This is a genomic window from Paenibacillus glycinis (genome assembly GCF_009909185.1).
Lineage (GTDB): Bacteria > Bacillota > Bacilli > Paenibacillales > Paenibacillaceae > Paenibacillus_Z > Paenibacillus_Z glycinis.
Genome location: NZ_JAAAMV010000007.1, coordinates 235346 through 249501 on the forward strand (window position 1 = coordinate 235346; position 14156 = coordinate 249501).

13 protein-coding genes are annotated in these 14156 nt (G+C 57.5%); 3 read left to right on the plus strand and 10 right to left on the minus strand.

The features are described 5' to 3' along the window. Window positions 1-25: 25 nt before the first annotated feature. The 3 genes from GT019_RS12200 to GT019_RS12210 all read right to left on the minus strand — a co-directional run bounded on the left by GT019_RS12200 (window position 26) and on the right by GT019_RS12210 (window position 2406). On the minus strand, window positions 26-823 hold the full coding sequence (locus tag GT019_RS12200) for a phosphotransferase (protein ID WP_161743424.1): 798 nt from the start codon (window positions 821-823) through the stop codon (window positions 26-28). Between the two features lie 52 nt (window positions 824-875). Continuing rightward, the gene (locus GT019_RS12205; protein ID WP_161743425.1) at window positions 876-1700 is read right to left on the minus strand and encodes a GNAT family N-acetyltransferase; all 825 of its coding nucleotides are present in this window, start codon (window positions 1698-1700) and stop codon (window positions 876-878) included. Window positions 1701-1929: 229 nt separating this feature from the next. Next, on the minus strand, window positions 1930-2406 hold the full coding sequence (locus GT019_RS12210) for a hypothetical protein (protein ID WP_161743426.1): 477 nt from the start codon (window positions 2404-2406) through the stop codon (window positions 1930-1932). Window positions 2407-2772: 366 nt separating this feature from the next. Between GT019_RS12210 and GT019_RS12215 the strand changes: the two genes are divergently transcribed. Then, window positions 2773-4161, plus strand: coding sequence for a mandelate racemase/muconate lactonizing enzyme family protein (locus tag GT019_RS12215; RefSeq protein WP_161743427.1), 1389 nt, complete (start codon window positions 2773-2775; stop codon window positions 4159-4161). Window positions 4162-4426: 265 nt separating this feature from the next. On the opposite strand, the gene GT019_RS12220 is transcribed toward GT019_RS12215, so the two are convergent. From GT019_RS12220 to GT019_RS12235, 4 genes are all read right to left on the minus strand, one after another. Beyond that, window positions 4427-5389 carry a mannonate dehydratase gene (locus GT019_RS12220; protein ID WP_161743428.1) on the minus strand — a complete coding sequence of 321 codons (963 nt, stop codon included), beginning with the start codon at window positions 5387-5389 and terminating at the stop codon, window positions 4427-4429. 121 nt (window positions 5390-5510) lie between these two features. Then, a complete protein-coding gene (locus GT019_RS12225) occupies window positions 5511-6860 on the minus strand; it encodes an ABC transporter substrate-binding protein (RefSeq protein ID WP_161743429.1) in 1350 nt (449 codons plus the stop codon). A gap of 37 nt (window positions 6861-6897) precedes the next feature. After that, the gene (locus GT019_RS12230; protein WP_161743430.1) at window positions 6898-7728 is read right to left on the minus strand and encodes a carbohydrate ABC transporter permease; all 831 of its coding nucleotides are present in this window, start codon (window positions 7726-7728) and stop codon (window positions 6898-6900) included. Then, window positions 7725-8687, minus strand: a complete 963-nt coding sequence (locus GT019_RS12235; RefSeq protein WP_161743431.1) for a carbohydrate ABC transporter permease — start codon at window positions 8685-8687, stop codon at window positions 7725-7727. The genes GT019_RS12230 and GT019_RS12235 overlap by 4 nt, the downstream gene beginning before the upstream one ends. A gap of 314 nt (window positions 8688-9001) precedes the next feature. Between GT019_RS12235 and GT019_RS12240 the strand changes: the two genes are divergently transcribed. After that, complete coding sequence (locus GT019_RS12240; RefSeq protein ID WP_161743432.1) at window positions 9002-9910, plus strand: RraA family protein; 909 nt, start codon at window positions 9002-9004, stop codon at window positions 9908-9910. Between the two features lie 76 nt (window positions 9911-9986). Here the strand turns inward: GT019_RS12240 and GT019_RS12245 are convergent, their stop codons facing one another. The 3 genes from GT019_RS12245 to GT019_RS12255 all read right to left on the minus strand — a co-directional run bounded on the left by GT019_RS12245 (window position 9987) and on the right by GT019_RS12255 (window position 12957). Continuing rightward, window positions 9987-11156: a helix-turn-helix domain-containing protein gene (locus GT019_RS12245; protein WP_161743433.1), complete on the minus strand. Its 1170-nt coding sequence runs from the start codon at window positions 11154-11156 to the stop codon at window positions 9987-9989. A gap of 34 nt (window positions 11157-11190) precedes the next feature. Beyond that, window positions 11191-11838, minus strand: coding sequence for a GntR family transcriptional regulator (locus tag GT019_RS12250; protein ID WP_161743434.1), 648 nt, complete (start codon window positions 11836-11838; stop codon window positions 11191-11193). A gap of 363 nt (window positions 11839-12201) precedes the next feature. Then, window positions 12202-12957 carry an SDR family NAD(P)-dependent oxidoreductase gene (locus GT019_RS12255; protein ID WP_161743435.1) on the minus strand — a complete coding sequence of 252 codons (756 nt, stop codon included), beginning with the start codon at window positions 12955-12957 and terminating at the stop codon, window positions 12202-12204. 217 nt (window positions 12958-13174) lie between these two features. Here GT019_RS12255 and GT019_RS12260 point away from each other — a divergent pair, with 217 nt between their 5' ends. After that, window positions 13175-14062 (plus strand): AraC family transcriptional regulator, encoded by an 888-nt coding sequence (locus tag GT019_RS12260; RefSeq protein WP_161743436.1) that lies wholly within the window; start codon window positions 13175-13177, stop codon window positions 14060-14062. The last annotated feature ends 94 nt before the right edge of the window (window positions 14063-14156 follow it).

Consider the following 14156-nt stretch of genomic DNA (forward strand, 5'->3'; position numbering starts at 1 on the left):
CTGTTACATTTCGCGAACGCAACGGTCACCTGCCCAAGCGCGATCGCAATTGAAGCAATGTCTCGCATTGATCCTCGCCCCTCAGCTCGCTCAGCCGGGCTGCTAATGTAGGCACAAACCAATCTTCGAGATCGCTTCGGTCCATGGCCGACCGTTTCGCGTATTCGGCTATATAGGCTTCGCCGAAGAGCTCCCGATATTCCCGCTTTCTTAACCACGCGGGAGCATTCGAAGGCAGCGCATGCGCGTTAATCAGCATAAAGGTTCGGGCAACGTCCGCGTACGGATTTCCGACCAACGCGTTCAACCAATCGATCATTACGGGCCCATCGGGGGAAAGAATGATATTTCCGGGATGAAAATCATAATGGCATAACGCGCTTCCGTCAGGCAAGGCTTCAAGGCTCTCGATGGATTGCGACTTCTCTTGATCCGTGATTACCTCGGTCATCTGAATAGCCTTCGACAGCTCGGTCTTTAAATTGGCGGCGATGTCGATCTTAACCCGATGCAGCTCATCGTGAAGTCGCGCCATCAGCTTGGCGTGGCGAGACACGGATAATGTCGTCGGCATGATAGAGGCAAGCATCGTCGGCCCTTCGACCTTCTCGTAGATCAGACACGATTTCCCTTCGTATTGGATCATGCCGGAAAAGCGGGGCGTTCTAAGACCGCGGGCATTAATCATCTCCGCATTGCGGGCTTCCTTCGCCGCTTCATGAAAGCCGCCGATCGGATCATGCAAAATCTTGATCGCCTCGGTGATGCCCCATTCATAGACGCTCGCGGTATTGCCCGCGCCAAGGAGTCGACCGATTTTCATACCTCGTTCCTTTCGCAACGTTTCTCGCTTTCGCCTCTTCCGGCATCCGTTCTCATTCGCATGGGTACCTGTAGTAATCCTGCGCATGCACCGCTCGAAATCCGACCGATTCGTAAAGCCCAAGCGCATGGTCGTTTTTCGTTTCGACCTCCAGGTGCACCGAGTATCCCGCCGCGCTTTGCTCTTTAATGACCCGGCGCAGCACCTTCCTGCCTATCCCTTTGCCTTGATGCGCCGGCAAGATCGCAAAGCCGTAAATCCACGCTTGCCCCGCTTCCCGGCTCACCCGAATTTTCCCGACCGTTTCTCCGTTCGCGTCGATCATGAGCATATCCGTGTTCGTGGCGAAGTCCCTGCTCTCCACCGATCTGGCGTCTTCCTCGTTCACGCCGAACGCCGCAACCGTTAAGCGCACGCGCATCTCGTAATCGGCTGCCGTCGCCTGCCGCAGGACGATATCGTCCGCTGCTTCGAGGGGCTGTTCCCGCCAAACCATTTGATGCTCCGAAAATGCATACTCGGCGCCTTGTTTACGCAGGAACGCTTTTGCCGGCTCCGAGCCCGCGGGCGCATTCAACAAGATATTCCGGTACCCGTATTGGATAGCCTTGTCCATGCCTTGCCGGAATAACCGCTGAAAATGCCCCTTGCGTCGTTCGCCCGGCTTCACCATGCCGCATGCTTCGACGGTGGAACCGAACGGATACAGGCCCAGAAAAGCGATAAGCTCGCCATTCTCTTCCTGCAGAAAATCGAGCTGCTCGTCGGAGCCGCGTTGCCTCAGCATTTCCCAGTTAAGCTTCAGTTGTATTCCGTCGTGGTCTTCGCACGCGCGCTGCAATCGTTCGATCGCCAGCAATTGTTGGCTCGTTAGCATGTATTCTCCTTTGGCTGTCCGCATCCGATAGACTCGGACATCGTAATAATTCGGATCTTCCGCCTTCCTCGGGAGATTCGTCCTCCTAGAAACAGGAAGGACGCTCCGCCATTTTACTGTAACAGAAAAGGAGCCGTCGCGCGATCGGCTCCTTCATTGCTCCTATGCGAACACAAATCAAAAATCCCCGAATCCGAAAGAGAGGACGAGCTTACGCCGGCTTCGGGAGTCAAGCGTCCGCCTTCAAGGCTTTCCGCTTCGCGCCGGGCAGCGTTTCGGAGAAATCGATGCTTTCCCTGGCTCTTTGCAGCACGTGCGTGAGCTTGGCGATCTCGCCGTCGCGCTTGTCTACCTGCACCTTCAATTCTTTGTTTTCCGCTACGAGCTGCTCGATCAGCTGCGTGACTTGCGCGACCACGTCCTGCGACTGCGCCGGCGAGCTGCGCTTTTCGCGGACCTCGCGATGAGGTTTAAGCCCTTTGATCTCGGCTTTTTTCTCTTTGACCCTTTTCAATTGCTCGCTAAAGTTCTTGCGCACCTCTTTATTCCATCTGAACCCGCATGCCGCGGGCGTGCGCTGCAATATGAGGGCGGCTGCCTGAAATCCTTCCAGCTGCGTCCCGTTATTCTCCATATGCGTGAGTATCGTTTGACCGAGCAGCAGATCCTGTTGTTCCGTCCATTGGCTTTCTTGGTTTCTAGTCATGAGTCTCACCTGCCTTCTAATTAAAAGTCTTAGCCAATCTGATTTCATATATACTTCCGCCAGGCAATGAATATGCGAAAGAGATTCCAAGGCCGTAAAGAGGGATAAGCGGCGCGGCCGCCGCGATGCATAGGGCGGACCGGCCGCGGCGCGCGCCCGCTCCGATAGGGAACTAGACAGCCGGGAAGACCTCTCAAAAAAACAAACGAAATCATAACTTTACGGCATCGCCCCTTCTCGTCCGGTTCACTAAGATTAAGAGGCAATGGTCATCTTCCGCATCGGAAGAGAACGAAGTCCTATCCGGCCGTTCGGCGCTTTCCCGCGATCGGACCGCCGGCATCCAGCATAGGAGGGATGCACGAAATGACGAACAAGCAAGCCTACGAAGACGCGCTTGCCCGCGTAAATACGCATTCGGCCCCGACGGAGCTCCGCATCACCGATATCCGCTTCACCGACATCGTCGGCGCGCCGTTCCACAGCAGCCTGATCAAGGTCTGCACCAACCAAGGGCTCGTCGGCTTCGGCGAAGTCCGAGACGGAGCGGACAAGGTTTACGCGCAAATCGCCAAGAGCCGGCTGCTGGGCGAGAACCCCTGCCACATCGACAAGCTGTTTCGCCGGATCAAGCAATTCGGCGGCCATGCCCGTCAAGGGGGCGGCGTAAGCGGACTCGAGATCGCGCTGTGGGATCTCGCCGGCAAAGCCTACGGCGTGCCCGTCTATCAGATGCTGGGCGGCCGGTTCCGCGACAAAATCCGCATGTACTGCGATACGGACGTCGTCGACAAGGCGACCGGCACGGCGATGGGCGAAGCGCTGAAGAAACGGATGGACGACGGCTTCACGTTCCTCAAGATGGATCTCGGCATCGGGCAGCTGATCCATCTCCCCGGGACTCTGAGCGCGCCGCTCGGCTTCCTCGAAGAGATGCGGGAGAAATCCAGGAACCGGTACAACCAGAACTTCGACGGCATGACGGCCGAGCAGATCCGGGACATCGCCAACCGCCATTACGACATCTACAATATCCCGCATCCGTTCACGGGCATCCACGTCACGGAGACGGGCCTCGATATGCTCGAGCAATACGTGGCGGACGTTCGCGCGGTGATCGGCTACCAGGTGCCGCTCGCCATCGATCATTTCGGCCACATCGGACTCGAGGATTGCATCAAGCTCGGCCGCCGCATCGATAAATTCAACCTGGCTTGGATGGAAGACATGATTCCTTGGCAGTACACGGAGCAATATGCGAGATTGGCGCGCGCGGTAACGACGCCGGTCTGCACCGGCGAAGATATCTACCTGAAGGAAAATTTCCGGCCGCTGCTCGAGGCCGGCGGCGTCTCCGTCATCCATCCCGACGTGCTGACGGCGGGCGGCATCCTGGAGACGAAGAAGATCGGCGATATGGCGCAGGATCACGGCGTCGCGATGGCCATCCACATGGCGGAGAGCCCGATCGCCTGCCTGGCGGCCGCCCATGTGGCCGCCGCCACGGAGAACTTCCTCGCGCTCGAGTACCACTCCTGCGAGGTCGAGTGGTGGGACGACATCGTCATCGGCGCCAAGCTGCCGAAGAAGCTCGTGCAGAACGGCTTCATCGCGATGACGGACGCGCCCGGCCTCGGGATCGACGACCTGAACGACGAGTTGCTCGCGCAGCATCTGCACCCGGATATGCCGGAGCTGTGGGCGCCGACGGAGCAGTGGAACAAGCATTATTCCAATGACCGGCTCTGGAGCTGAGGCGGGCGCTGACCGGTAACTCCGGCGCGGCGCGAAAACCCCTTCGGTCCATGGACCGAAGGGGGTTTTCGCCGTAGGCGTCTCGATAGATGGCCCGGCTGTCAGCCGACAGCTGGGCCGGTTTTCTTTACTTGACCATGGCTGGCTGCCGCCGGCCTTGCGGCGGCGATCTGCCGGGTCTCCGCCCTTGCGGCCAAACCCACCAGCATACGCACAACAAAAACCGTCCCTTCAGCCAACTTGACTGAAGGGACGGCCCGCTTCCCTACCCTGCCGCCGCGGCTTCCATTAATCCTTTGATATACCCGACGCCATAGAGTCTGCCCAGCAGCTCGTAGCCCGGATTGTCGTTATTCTCGCCGGCCATCGTCGGCACGTGATCCGGCCGCGCGGGTCCGGCGTACCCGACCTCGTAATACGTCCTCATCGCTTCGAGCATGTTCGTCTTTCCGTCGTCATGGAAGGTTTCCTCGAACTTCTCCGGCGTGCCGCGCACGTCCCGGAAATGGACGAAGAACAATTTGTCCTGCTTGGCGAACTCGCGGATGGCCCGCGGTATGTCGTCCCCGGCCGTCGCGAGCGTCCCCTGGCAGAGCGTGATGCCATTGTATGCGCTCGGCACCAGATCGATCGCGCGCTGCAGCGCGGCCGCGCTCCGCAGGATGCGGGAGACGCCGCGGATCGGCGTGATCGGCGGGTCGTCCGGATGCAGCGCCAGCCTGACCTTGGCTTCCTCCGCGACCGGCACGATCCGTTCCATGAAATAGTGCAGGTTCTCCCACAGCCGCTCCTCCGTCACGATGCCCGCCTCCGTCAGCGGCGCGTCCTTCATCAGGCTGTGATCGTAGCTGGAGACGAGCGCGCCGCCCCGCGTGTTCGTCGTCGTCGACGTGCGGAACCAGTTGAACTGGGCCATGAAATTGTAGCAGAGCACCGGGATGCCGGCCGCCCCCATGTTGATCAAGAACTTCTGGAAGGTCTCGATCTCTTCCTCGCGTCCCGGCGTGCCTAGCTTGATGTGATTGCTGGGCGGCATCGACTCGATGACCGACAGCGTCAGCCCATGGTCCGCATACCGCTGCTTCATCCGGATCAGCGGCATCAGGTCCCAAGGCTTCTCGGTCTTCTCCTCCCAAGGCAGGCCTCCGACGGCGTGATTGACGTTCATCTGCTTCGCGAGCTGCCACAACTGGGACGGCTGGGAAGAGAAAAATTCCGCAAGCTGCATGCATGCTGCTCCTCTCGTTAAGGGTTCGTTCTATGCTTAGAGGATGGACGGCAGCGCCGAACCGCGCGCTGCCGTCCATCCCCGGCCCGTCGGTTATGCCCGGATTCGGCGCCCGCCGCGCCTAGGATCCGGCCTTCGCCGCCAGCTCCGTGCCCATCTTATTGATCTTGTCATAGGCGTCCTCGATGGATTGCTGCCCGTACGTGACGGCCTGCATCTCTTTATTGTACGTGTCCACCCATTCCGAGAAGCCGGCCGCGGCCGAATAGAACGGCAGCGCCTTCTCGACCGACAGGTCGTAGATTTCTTTGCCCAGCTTGTCCTTCTCCGCCAGCGTCGGCTCCAGGTCCTTGTAGATGTCCGGATTGATCGGAATGCCGCGCGTCAGCCCGAGCGTCTTGCCGGCTTCCTTGTCCGTGATGAACCAGCGCAGGAACCGCTTGGCCTCGTCCTTGTGCTTGGAATTGGCGCTGACGCTCAGGAAGATGGTCGATTGCGCCCAGCCGCCCCCGGATGGACCGGTCGGCATGTTCACGACGCCCACTTTGCCGGGCATCAACTGCTCCAGCGCGCTTACCGAGCCGGTCGTCGCGCCCCGCGTCATGACCACGCCGGATGCCATCGGATCCGCCTGCGGGTCGTTCTCGAGGAAGGCGGCGCCCTTTTCCGCCGGCGGTACGATCTTGGCCTTGCGGAACTCCTCGTACGTCTTGTAGTAAGTCATGAACAAGTCCTTATCGAGCGTGAATTTCTTGCCGCCATCGGCCATGACCGGGTCTTTGCCCATCGACGTCTGATACATGTTGTAGCCGCCCCAGTCCGTCGAGTCGCCGATCGGATATTTGCCCTCCGGCAGTTTCGCGCGGGCATCCCTCGCCCATTGGAAGTACTCGTCGTACGTCCAGTTCTTCTGCGGAAGCGCAATGCCGTACTGCTCCAGCTCCGCTTTGTTGAACGCAATGCCTTGCGCGTTCTGGCTGAGCGGAATGCCGTACAGCTTGCCGCCGATCTTCAGGTTCTCCACGACATTCGGATCCACGATTCCGCTCAAGTCGATGTCGGACAGATCCTCCAGCTGCCCTCTGGCGACGTATTCCTGAATATAAGCGGCATCCATTTGCAGCACGTCCGGAATCGTCTTGGAGGCCGCCAGCGTCGGCAGCTTCTGCCAATACGCGTCCCACGCCATGAATTCCGGCTTGAAGGCGACGCCCGCGTTCTGCTTCGCGTAGAGCGCGAGCGCGTTCTTGGTCGCTTCGTGGCGTTCGTCGGTGCCCCACCACATCATGCCGAGCGTGATCGGATCGGCTGCTTTCGTCTCGCCGCCTTCGTTGGCGCCGGCCACGTTCCCGCTGCCGCCGTCGTTGCCATTGCCGTTGCCGTTTCCTCCTCCGCTATTGCTGCAGGCCGTCGCCGCAAGCAGCAGCGTCAACCCCGTCAAGGCCAGAACCGATGATCTTTTTTTGCGCATAACTCGCAATCCCCTCTCGAATTCGATTCATGATTCGCTACCCTTTCAGACCGGTCGTGGCGATCCCTTCGACGAAGTACTTCTGGGCGAACAGAAAGATGATGACGGAAGGCGTGATGGACAGCAAGGACATCGCGAGCAGCTGTCCCCATTGAATGTCGAACTGGTCGATGAACATGCGCAGCGCGAGCCCCACGGTAAATTTGTCGACGGAGCTGATGTACAGCACCTGCGCGAAGAAATCGTCCCAGCTCCAGATGAAGGTGAAGATCGCGACCGTGACGAGCGCGGGCTTGATCAGCGGCAGGATGATCCGAAAGAATATGCCGTACACGGACGTGCCGTCGATCTTGGCCGCTTCGTCCAGATCGCGCGGGATGCCGCGGATGAATTGCACGAGCAGGAAGACGAAGAACGCGCCGCCGCCGAAGAAATGCGGCAGCACCAGCGGCACGTAGCTGTCGACCCAGCCGAGCTTGTTGAACAGGATATACTGCGGCACCACCGTCACCTGGCCGGGCAGCATCATCGTCAGCAGCAGGATCAAGAACCAGAACGCGCGAAGCTTGAACTGCAGCCGGCTGAACCCGTACGCCACGAGCGCCGCCGTGAACACGCCGCCGGCGACGTTGCCGAGCTCCATCAGGAGCGTGTTGCCGAAGAAATGCGCGAAGGTGTAGTCGCCGGAGAAATGCCAGCCCTTGCTATAGTTCTCCCACATCGGCGTCGAAGGCCAGATCGTGGGCAGCCCGAGCTCGACCGTCTTCTTCAAGGAAGCGCCGACCCACCAGATGACCGGGTACAGCATGAGGAGCGAGAAGACGGTCAAGAACAAATGGTTGGACAGCTTGCCCCGCAGCGTGGTCATTTGGCCTTCCCCCCATCCGACTCGTAGAATACCCAGTAGCGCGAGGCCAGGAAATTCAGGACGGTCAGCGCGGCCACGATGCCGAGCAGGATCCAGGCGAGCGCGGACGCGTAGCCCATCTGGTAATGTTTGAACGCTTTGTCGTAGAGGAACAGCGCGTAGACGTACGTCGAATTGATCGGACCGCCCTTGGTGATGATGAAGGCCGAGGTAAAGGTCTGGAACGAGCCGATGACGCCGAGCACCAGGTTGAAGAACATGACGGGCGAGAGCATGGGAAGCGTGATGCGGACGAATTTGCGGAAGCGCCCGGCCCCGTCCACCGAGGCGGATTCGTACAGCTCTTGCGGAATTTGCTTGAGCCCCGCCAGGAAGATGACCATCGTCGAGCCGAACTGCCACGTATTGAGCAGAATCAGCGTCCCGAGCGACGTATCCGGATTCGTGATCCAGCCGACGCCTTGAATGCCGAACCAGGCCAGCACTTGGTTCACGTACCCGTCCAGGCCGAACATGTTGCGCCAAAGCGCGGCCACCGCGATGCTGCCTCCGATCAGCGACGGAAAGTAGATCGCCGTCCGGTAGAGGTTCATCCCCCGAATGTTCCTGGAGAGGGCGATCGCGACCATCAGCGAGAAGAACAGCTTCAACGGAACCGAGATCAGCACGAAGACGAACGTCACGCTCAGCGATTTGGTGAAGGTCGCGTCATTGGAGAATATGTTGGCGTAATTGGACGTTCCGGTCCAGACGGGCGCTTCCAGCAGCGAATAGTCCGTGAAGGACAAGTAGAAAGATTGCGCGATGGGCCATAGCGTCAGCAGAAAAAATCCGAGCAGCCACGGGGAAATGAACAGATAACCGGCTAAATTGGTTTCTCCCTTGTTCTTGCGCTTTCTGCCGGGAGCTTTTACTGCCTCTGCGTAGCCTGCCTGCGATAACGGTTCAGCAGTACCCATGTATCTCCTCCTCAGGGCGTTGTCGTGGTCGATGCGCGTGTGGACGCTTCTTTACTTTATCGAAAGCGGTTACAAGCGGGTAGGCGACGAAATTATGAAATGGTTGGATTATTTTAACAATCTGCCCGTCGACGGTTTCTATTCGCTGCGGTCGGCCGGATAGGGGGGACATAATTATGCGGGAGCCGGAAAAGGCCTTAAGAATGTCGCATCGACAAATGTCCGCCCGTCCCTAACAATAGACTCGAGAGCCGGCCGCATCCGGCCGATGAACGCGCCAACGCCGACTATACTTTGCGAAAGAGGTGCTCCGCATGAAATTCGACAATCCCGAGGATATCGTCCAGCTTACGCCGCATTGGCAAGGGGAGCGGTTCCCGAACGGCCGCCCGAAGGTGCCCGAGGACGTGCTGCGCCGCATGCGCAAGATCACCCTGGAGGAAGCCTGGGGTCCGCTCTGGAACAGGGGCTATGCCTTTCAATTCGAGGGCGATCTCAAGATCGTCCATCCGGACAACATCATGGTCGGCCGGGCGGTTACGGCCGTCCTGGTGCCCAAACGCCCCGATCTGCACGAGACGCTGCTGAGCTACGGCCACGAGCAGGAAGGCCGCAAGGGCTTCTTCAACCAGTGGGTGATCGATTCGCTCACGGAGGACGACGTCGCCGTCATCGACATGTTCGACAAGGTCCATCTGGGCACGTACGTGGGCGGCAACCTGTCCACGGCGATATCGACCCGTACCAAACGGGGAGGCGCGGTCATCTGGGGCGGCATTCGGGACAATCAGCAGGTGGCCGGGATCGAGAACATCAATATCTATTACCGGGGAAGCGACCCGACCGCCATCGCGGACGTCACGATGGTGGGCATGAACGTGCCGACGCGCATCGGGCGGGCGATCTGCCTGCCCGGCGACGTCGTGCTCGGCACCCCCTCCGGCGTCATCTTCATCCCGCCCCACCTCGCGGAGCTCACGGTCGCGCAGGCGGAGAAATCCCAGGTGCGGGACGTCTTCGGCTTCGTCCGCCTCAAGGAAGGCGTCTACTCCACGGCCCAGATCGACGCCGCCTGGAATTCGGCCTTGTGGAACGACTTCGTCGCCTGGTTTCGCGACGATCCGGCCGCGAAGGATTATCGGCATTTGACGTGGGAGAAAGAGCTCGAGGAAGCCGCAAAGTCGGACGACGGCGGCGATCGTCGGCATGACGTGCGGCTGTAACAGCCTTTCCGCAAACAACGAAAAAAGGACTTTGGACGAACGGCCCGGCCGCTTCCAAAGTCCTTTTCGCTTGGCGTTATTTGCCGACGGATTCCCGGTAATCCGTCGGGGACAAGCCGACCTTGCGCTTGAAGATCTGACTGAAGTACCGCGGGTCTTGATACCCTACCTGCTCGGCGACCTCGTAATTTTTGTAATGCGTGCTGCACAGCAGCTTCTTGGCGTTCTCGATCCGGATGTGGGTCAGATGCTCGATGAAGGTTTTGCCGGTATTCAGCTTGAAGAGCAGGCTCAAGTAGGTCGGGGTCATATACACCTTCCGCGCCGCGCTTTGCAGCGATACCGCCTGGTATTCCTGCTCCATGTGATGGATCGTTTTCTTGATGATGCTGCGATGGCTCTCCTTCTGGTCGGGCAGCATGGCGCCTCTCACGCCGACGAAGAAATGGCTGACGTACGCCTTGATCTCCTCCAGCGTCTGCATCTTGACGATCGACATGACCTCGCATTTATTGCAAGCGCTGTCATAATTGGCGCCGGCAAGCAGCTTCTTCTCCGAACCGATCAGCAGGCGGGCCGTCAATTCGTACATCGCCTGAATATCGATCGGTCCTTGCGCGAGCAAGGCTTGATAGAAGGCCTCGACGGCTTCTTCGATATCGGCGTCCGCGTCCGCCGCTTTCAAGGCGTCATGGAGCTCCTTCTCCATGTCCGCCGGGTAGTCGCCGAGCGCGGCGTACGGGGGAAGCTCGCCGTAGTGGATGATTTTGCCCGTTCCGCGGTAAAATTTGTTTTGCAGCGCGCGGGCGGCCTGCCCGTACGATTGATGGACGTCGCGCAGGCGGCTGCAGGGATTGCCGACGCCGACGTTGATCGGCTGGCCGAAGCGCTGGCTCAGCATGCTCTGAACGGCCGCCAAATGCCCGGCGGATACCCACGAGAACAGCAGGCCGATCCGGTTCCGGTCGTCCATGAACACGATGCTGCCGCGCATGGCCCGCTGCTGCAAATCATCCCGCATCTCCTCGGCGCGAACGATGCGCTCGTGCTCGTCGGCGCCGGAGAAAGCCGGCTCCAGCAGCGCCAGCGCCGGATAAGTGAAGTACGGATTCAAACTCAGGCAGGACAAGCCTTCTTTCACGTTCTCGCACTTCTGCTTGCGTCCCAGAACAAGATCCTGAAGAAAGCGGTCTCTCATCCACGTCAGGATGACATCGTCTTCATACAGCAGTCCTTCGCGAAGCATAGTCGATTTCCCCTTTATGAAAGGATGGTTGCCGCTATTCCAAATCGATGAGCTTGTACGCGTGCATGTGCTCGATGAACGCGGCTTCGGCCGCGTCCGCATCGCCCGAGCGCAGCGCGTCGACGAGCAGGAGATGCCACTCGGCCAGCACCTCGGTCGTATAATGGCGATTGGAGATGGCCATGAACCGCATGACTTTGGTGCGCATGTGATTCCACAGTTCCAGGATCGCTTGATTGTCGCAGCGTTTGTAGAAGAACGCATGGAAATCCATGTCCAGCTCCAGGATGCGCAGCATCTCCTTTTGCTTGTTGGCGATCTCCATCTCGCCGATGACGCGATGCAGGTAAGCATAGTCCTCTTCCGTCAGCAACGGCATCGACTGACGAACCGCGAACCCCTCGATAATCTCGCGGAGGACGAAGATGTCCTTGATCTCCTTGGCGGTGATCGTGGAGACGACCGAGCCTTTGTTCGGAATGCCGGTGATCAGGCCCTCCTGCTTCAACCGTTCCAACGCCTCGCGCACGGGCGCTTGGCTGATCTGGTATTTCCCCGCGATCTCCATGACGATCAGGCGGGCGCCCGGCTGAAGGATGCCGGCGAGTATGTCCCTCTTCAAGTCCGCATACACGTGTTCGCTGATGGAATTGTTCGGATAATCCGCTTGACTGCCGCTCATGACGTCACTGCTCCTTTCAACATTATCGATTATCGATAATCGATAATGTTGTGTAGCTCTTATTATAGGGGTTGTTCCCCCCTGCCACAACCGTTTTTATTGTAGAAATTTGTCATCGCAAGTGCCCTTGTCGTCGAACGCTTGGGGGGATTGGTTTGCGTTCACTGTTGGCAGACAGGGAATGCGGCATTCGACCTTCGGTCGCTTTATGCATTGCTTTTCGCTCTCTCAAAACAACGAAAAAGGAGACCTGTCCGCGACTGCGGACAGGTCTCCTTTTCCTTCTGCGGCAACAGCTGCGCGATCCGGGGAACCGATGGACATTATTTCTTCCGATCGTCATTGTTCAAACGGACACCGTTCTTAAAGCAAATGTCCGCCGGACACTTCAATGTCCTGCGCCGTAACCCAGCTGAAATCATCGGACAATAAGTTTACGATGACCTTCGAAATATCTTCGGGTTGGCCGATTCTGCCGAATACGGATTGCTCCGCCAGCGGCTTGATGAATTCAGGATATTTATCGAATGCGCCATCGCCAAAGTTGCTGTGCGTAGGACCGGGAGAAACGGCGTTGACCCGAATTCGGCGAGGGGCAAGCTCTTTGGCGATGTAGCGGGTCCAGGCGGAGAATGCGGCTTTTAACGAGCCGTAGGCGGAGTATCCCGGGAAGGATTGGTTCTTGGATGAACTCGTCGTATTTACGATGGCTCCGGCATCATTCATGAATCCGACAAGCTTTTGCGTTAAGAAAATCGGACCTTTGAAGTTCGTATTAAGAATATTATCGAAGTATTCCTCGCTCATTTCAGTGAACATCATTGGCCCGCCGATGCCGCCATTATTAACTAAGTAATCAAAAGTCGTTCTGTTCCAAATTTCCCCGAGGCCCTTTTTCACATCCAGAACGAAGCCTTCGAATGCTGGGATTCGAGTCAAATCCAGCTTCAGTGCTAATGCCCGAACTCCCGTATTCTTCTCAATTTCCTCGACGACTGCTTCCGCTCGGTCCTTATAGGAGTTGTATGTGAGAATGACGCTTATTCCGCGCTTGCCAAGCTCAAGGGCCGTCGCTTTTCCAATGCCGTTACTTCCGCCTGTTACTAATGCAATTTTCATAAGATCTCTCCTTTTTTGTGTTCGTTCTGGATTCCATTTTAGCCGCGTCTGCCGTAACAAAATAGATCTATTCATGCCTTATGATTGCCTAAAAGCACCATAGATCCTTTCGAATAAAGCGGATTATCCTGTAGATATGCCATAAGAAGAGCCTAATAATGCCGGAATAACTCAGGGTGGTGTTGAGGAAAATGAGGTCGTGTAATAAAATAAGCGTATGAATACAGTCCTTGATGAAATTATTGATCTGATGAAAAGCGCAGGCACGCGGCCGCTTGAAACCGGAGTACCGGGGCTAAGCATGATTAAGGGAGACATTCCCGCACATCAACTCGCGGCGCTCTACGAGCCGATGATTGGCTTTACGGTTCAAGGAACGAAGATTCTTTCCATCGGGGAGCGCAGCACCGAACTGAAGGGGCCGTCTTATTACGTGTTACCGGTACATGTTCCCGCAACGGCGAGCGTACATCCAGACCGTGATGGCCGCCCTTACATGTCCCTTGGTCTTAGGTTGAATCAAAATGTGTTTCAGCGTCTGTTAAGAGATCTTCCTGAAAATCTAATCCTGCCTGCTTCTGAGCATTTCGCTGCTTGTGAAATAGACAGTGCATTCATGGAGGCATGGCTGCGCTTATTGCGATTATCGAAAACGCCAAGAGATATTCCGGCTCTTGCACCGGTTTATGAGCGCGAAATCCTTTATCGCGTGCTGATGGGGCCACAAGGATGGCATCTGAGGCAATTTGGCCTGCGGGAAAGCGATTTATCCAGGATTTCCCGGATAGTCGCATGGTTTCGCGAAAATTTCATGAGGCCGATAGACATTGGTGAGATGGCGACGAAATCTGGCATGGCCATAAATACCTTTCACCGTCAATTTAAGAGGGCAACTGGTTTAAGTCCTATTCAATTTCAAAAGCAATTAAGGCTTCTGGAAGCTAGAAACCTCATTGCGTTCGAGGGCTATTCCGTTGCCAGTGCCGCCTATCAGGTCGGCTATCAAAGTCCCTCGCAGTTTAATCGCGAGTACGCCCGTTTTTTCGGTTTATCTCCAGCTCGGGACACGGAGAAATTAAGACGAATCGAAAGCACGAGGGATTAGAGCATTGGCATCTTTTTTGTACAATTCACACCTGTAGAATGCTGTTCGCGGTAAGTGATAGCGTACAATAAAAAGAACGCTCCCGCGCTTTCGC

Bases quoted from the DNA above. Each gene is read 5' to 3' on its own strand.
- GT019_RS12200 (WP_161743424.1), bottom strand. From the start codon at position 823: ATGAAAATCGGTCGACTCCTTGGCGCGGGCAATACCGCGAGCGTCTAT.
- GT019_RS12205 (WP_161743425.1), bottom strand. From the start codon at position 1,700: ATGCTAACGAGCCAACAATTGCTGGCGATCGAACGATTGCAGCGCGCG.
- GT019_RS12210 (WP_161743426.1), bottom strand. From the start codon at position 2,406: ATGACTAGAAACCAAGAAAGCCAATGGACGGAACAACAGGATCTGCTG.
- GT019_RS12215 (WP_161743427.1), top strand. From the start codon at position 2,773: ATGACGAACAAGCAAGCCTACGAAGACGCGCTTGCCCGCGTAAATACG.
- GT019_RS12220 (WP_161743428.1), bottom strand. From the start codon at position 5,389: ATGCAGCTTGCGGAATTTTTCTCTTCCCAGCCGTCCCAGTTGTGGCAG.
- GT019_RS12225 (WP_161743429.1), bottom strand. From the start codon at position 6,860: ATGCGCAAAAAAAGATCATCGGTTCTGGCCTTGACGGGGTTGACGCTG.
- GT019_RS12230 (WP_161743430.1), bottom strand. From the start codon at position 7,728: ATGACCACGCTGCGGGGCAAGCTGTCCAACCATTTGTTCTTGACCGTC.
- GT019_RS12235 (WP_161743431.1), bottom strand. From the start codon at position 8,687: ATGGGTACTGCTGAACCGTTATCGCAGGCAGGCTACGCAGAGGCAGTA.
- GT019_RS12240 (WP_161743432.1), top strand. From the start codon at position 9,002: ATGAAATTCGACAATCCCGAGGATATCGTCCAGCTTACGCCGCATTGG.
- GT019_RS12245 (WP_161743433.1), bottom strand. From the start codon at position 11,156: ATGCTTCGCGAAGGACTGCTGTATGAAGACGATGTCATCCTGACGTGG.
- GT019_RS12250 (WP_161743434.1), bottom strand. From the start codon at position 11,838: ATGAGCGGCAGTCAAGCGGATTATCCGAACAATTCCATCAGCGAACAC.
- GT019_RS12255 (WP_161743435.1), bottom strand. From the start codon at position 12,957: ATGAAAATTGCATTAGTAACAGGCGGAAGTAACGGCATTGGAAAAGCG.
- GT019_RS12260 (WP_161743436.1), top strand. From the start codon at position 13,175: ATGAATACAGTCCTTGATGAAATTATTGATCTGATGAAAAGCGCAGGC.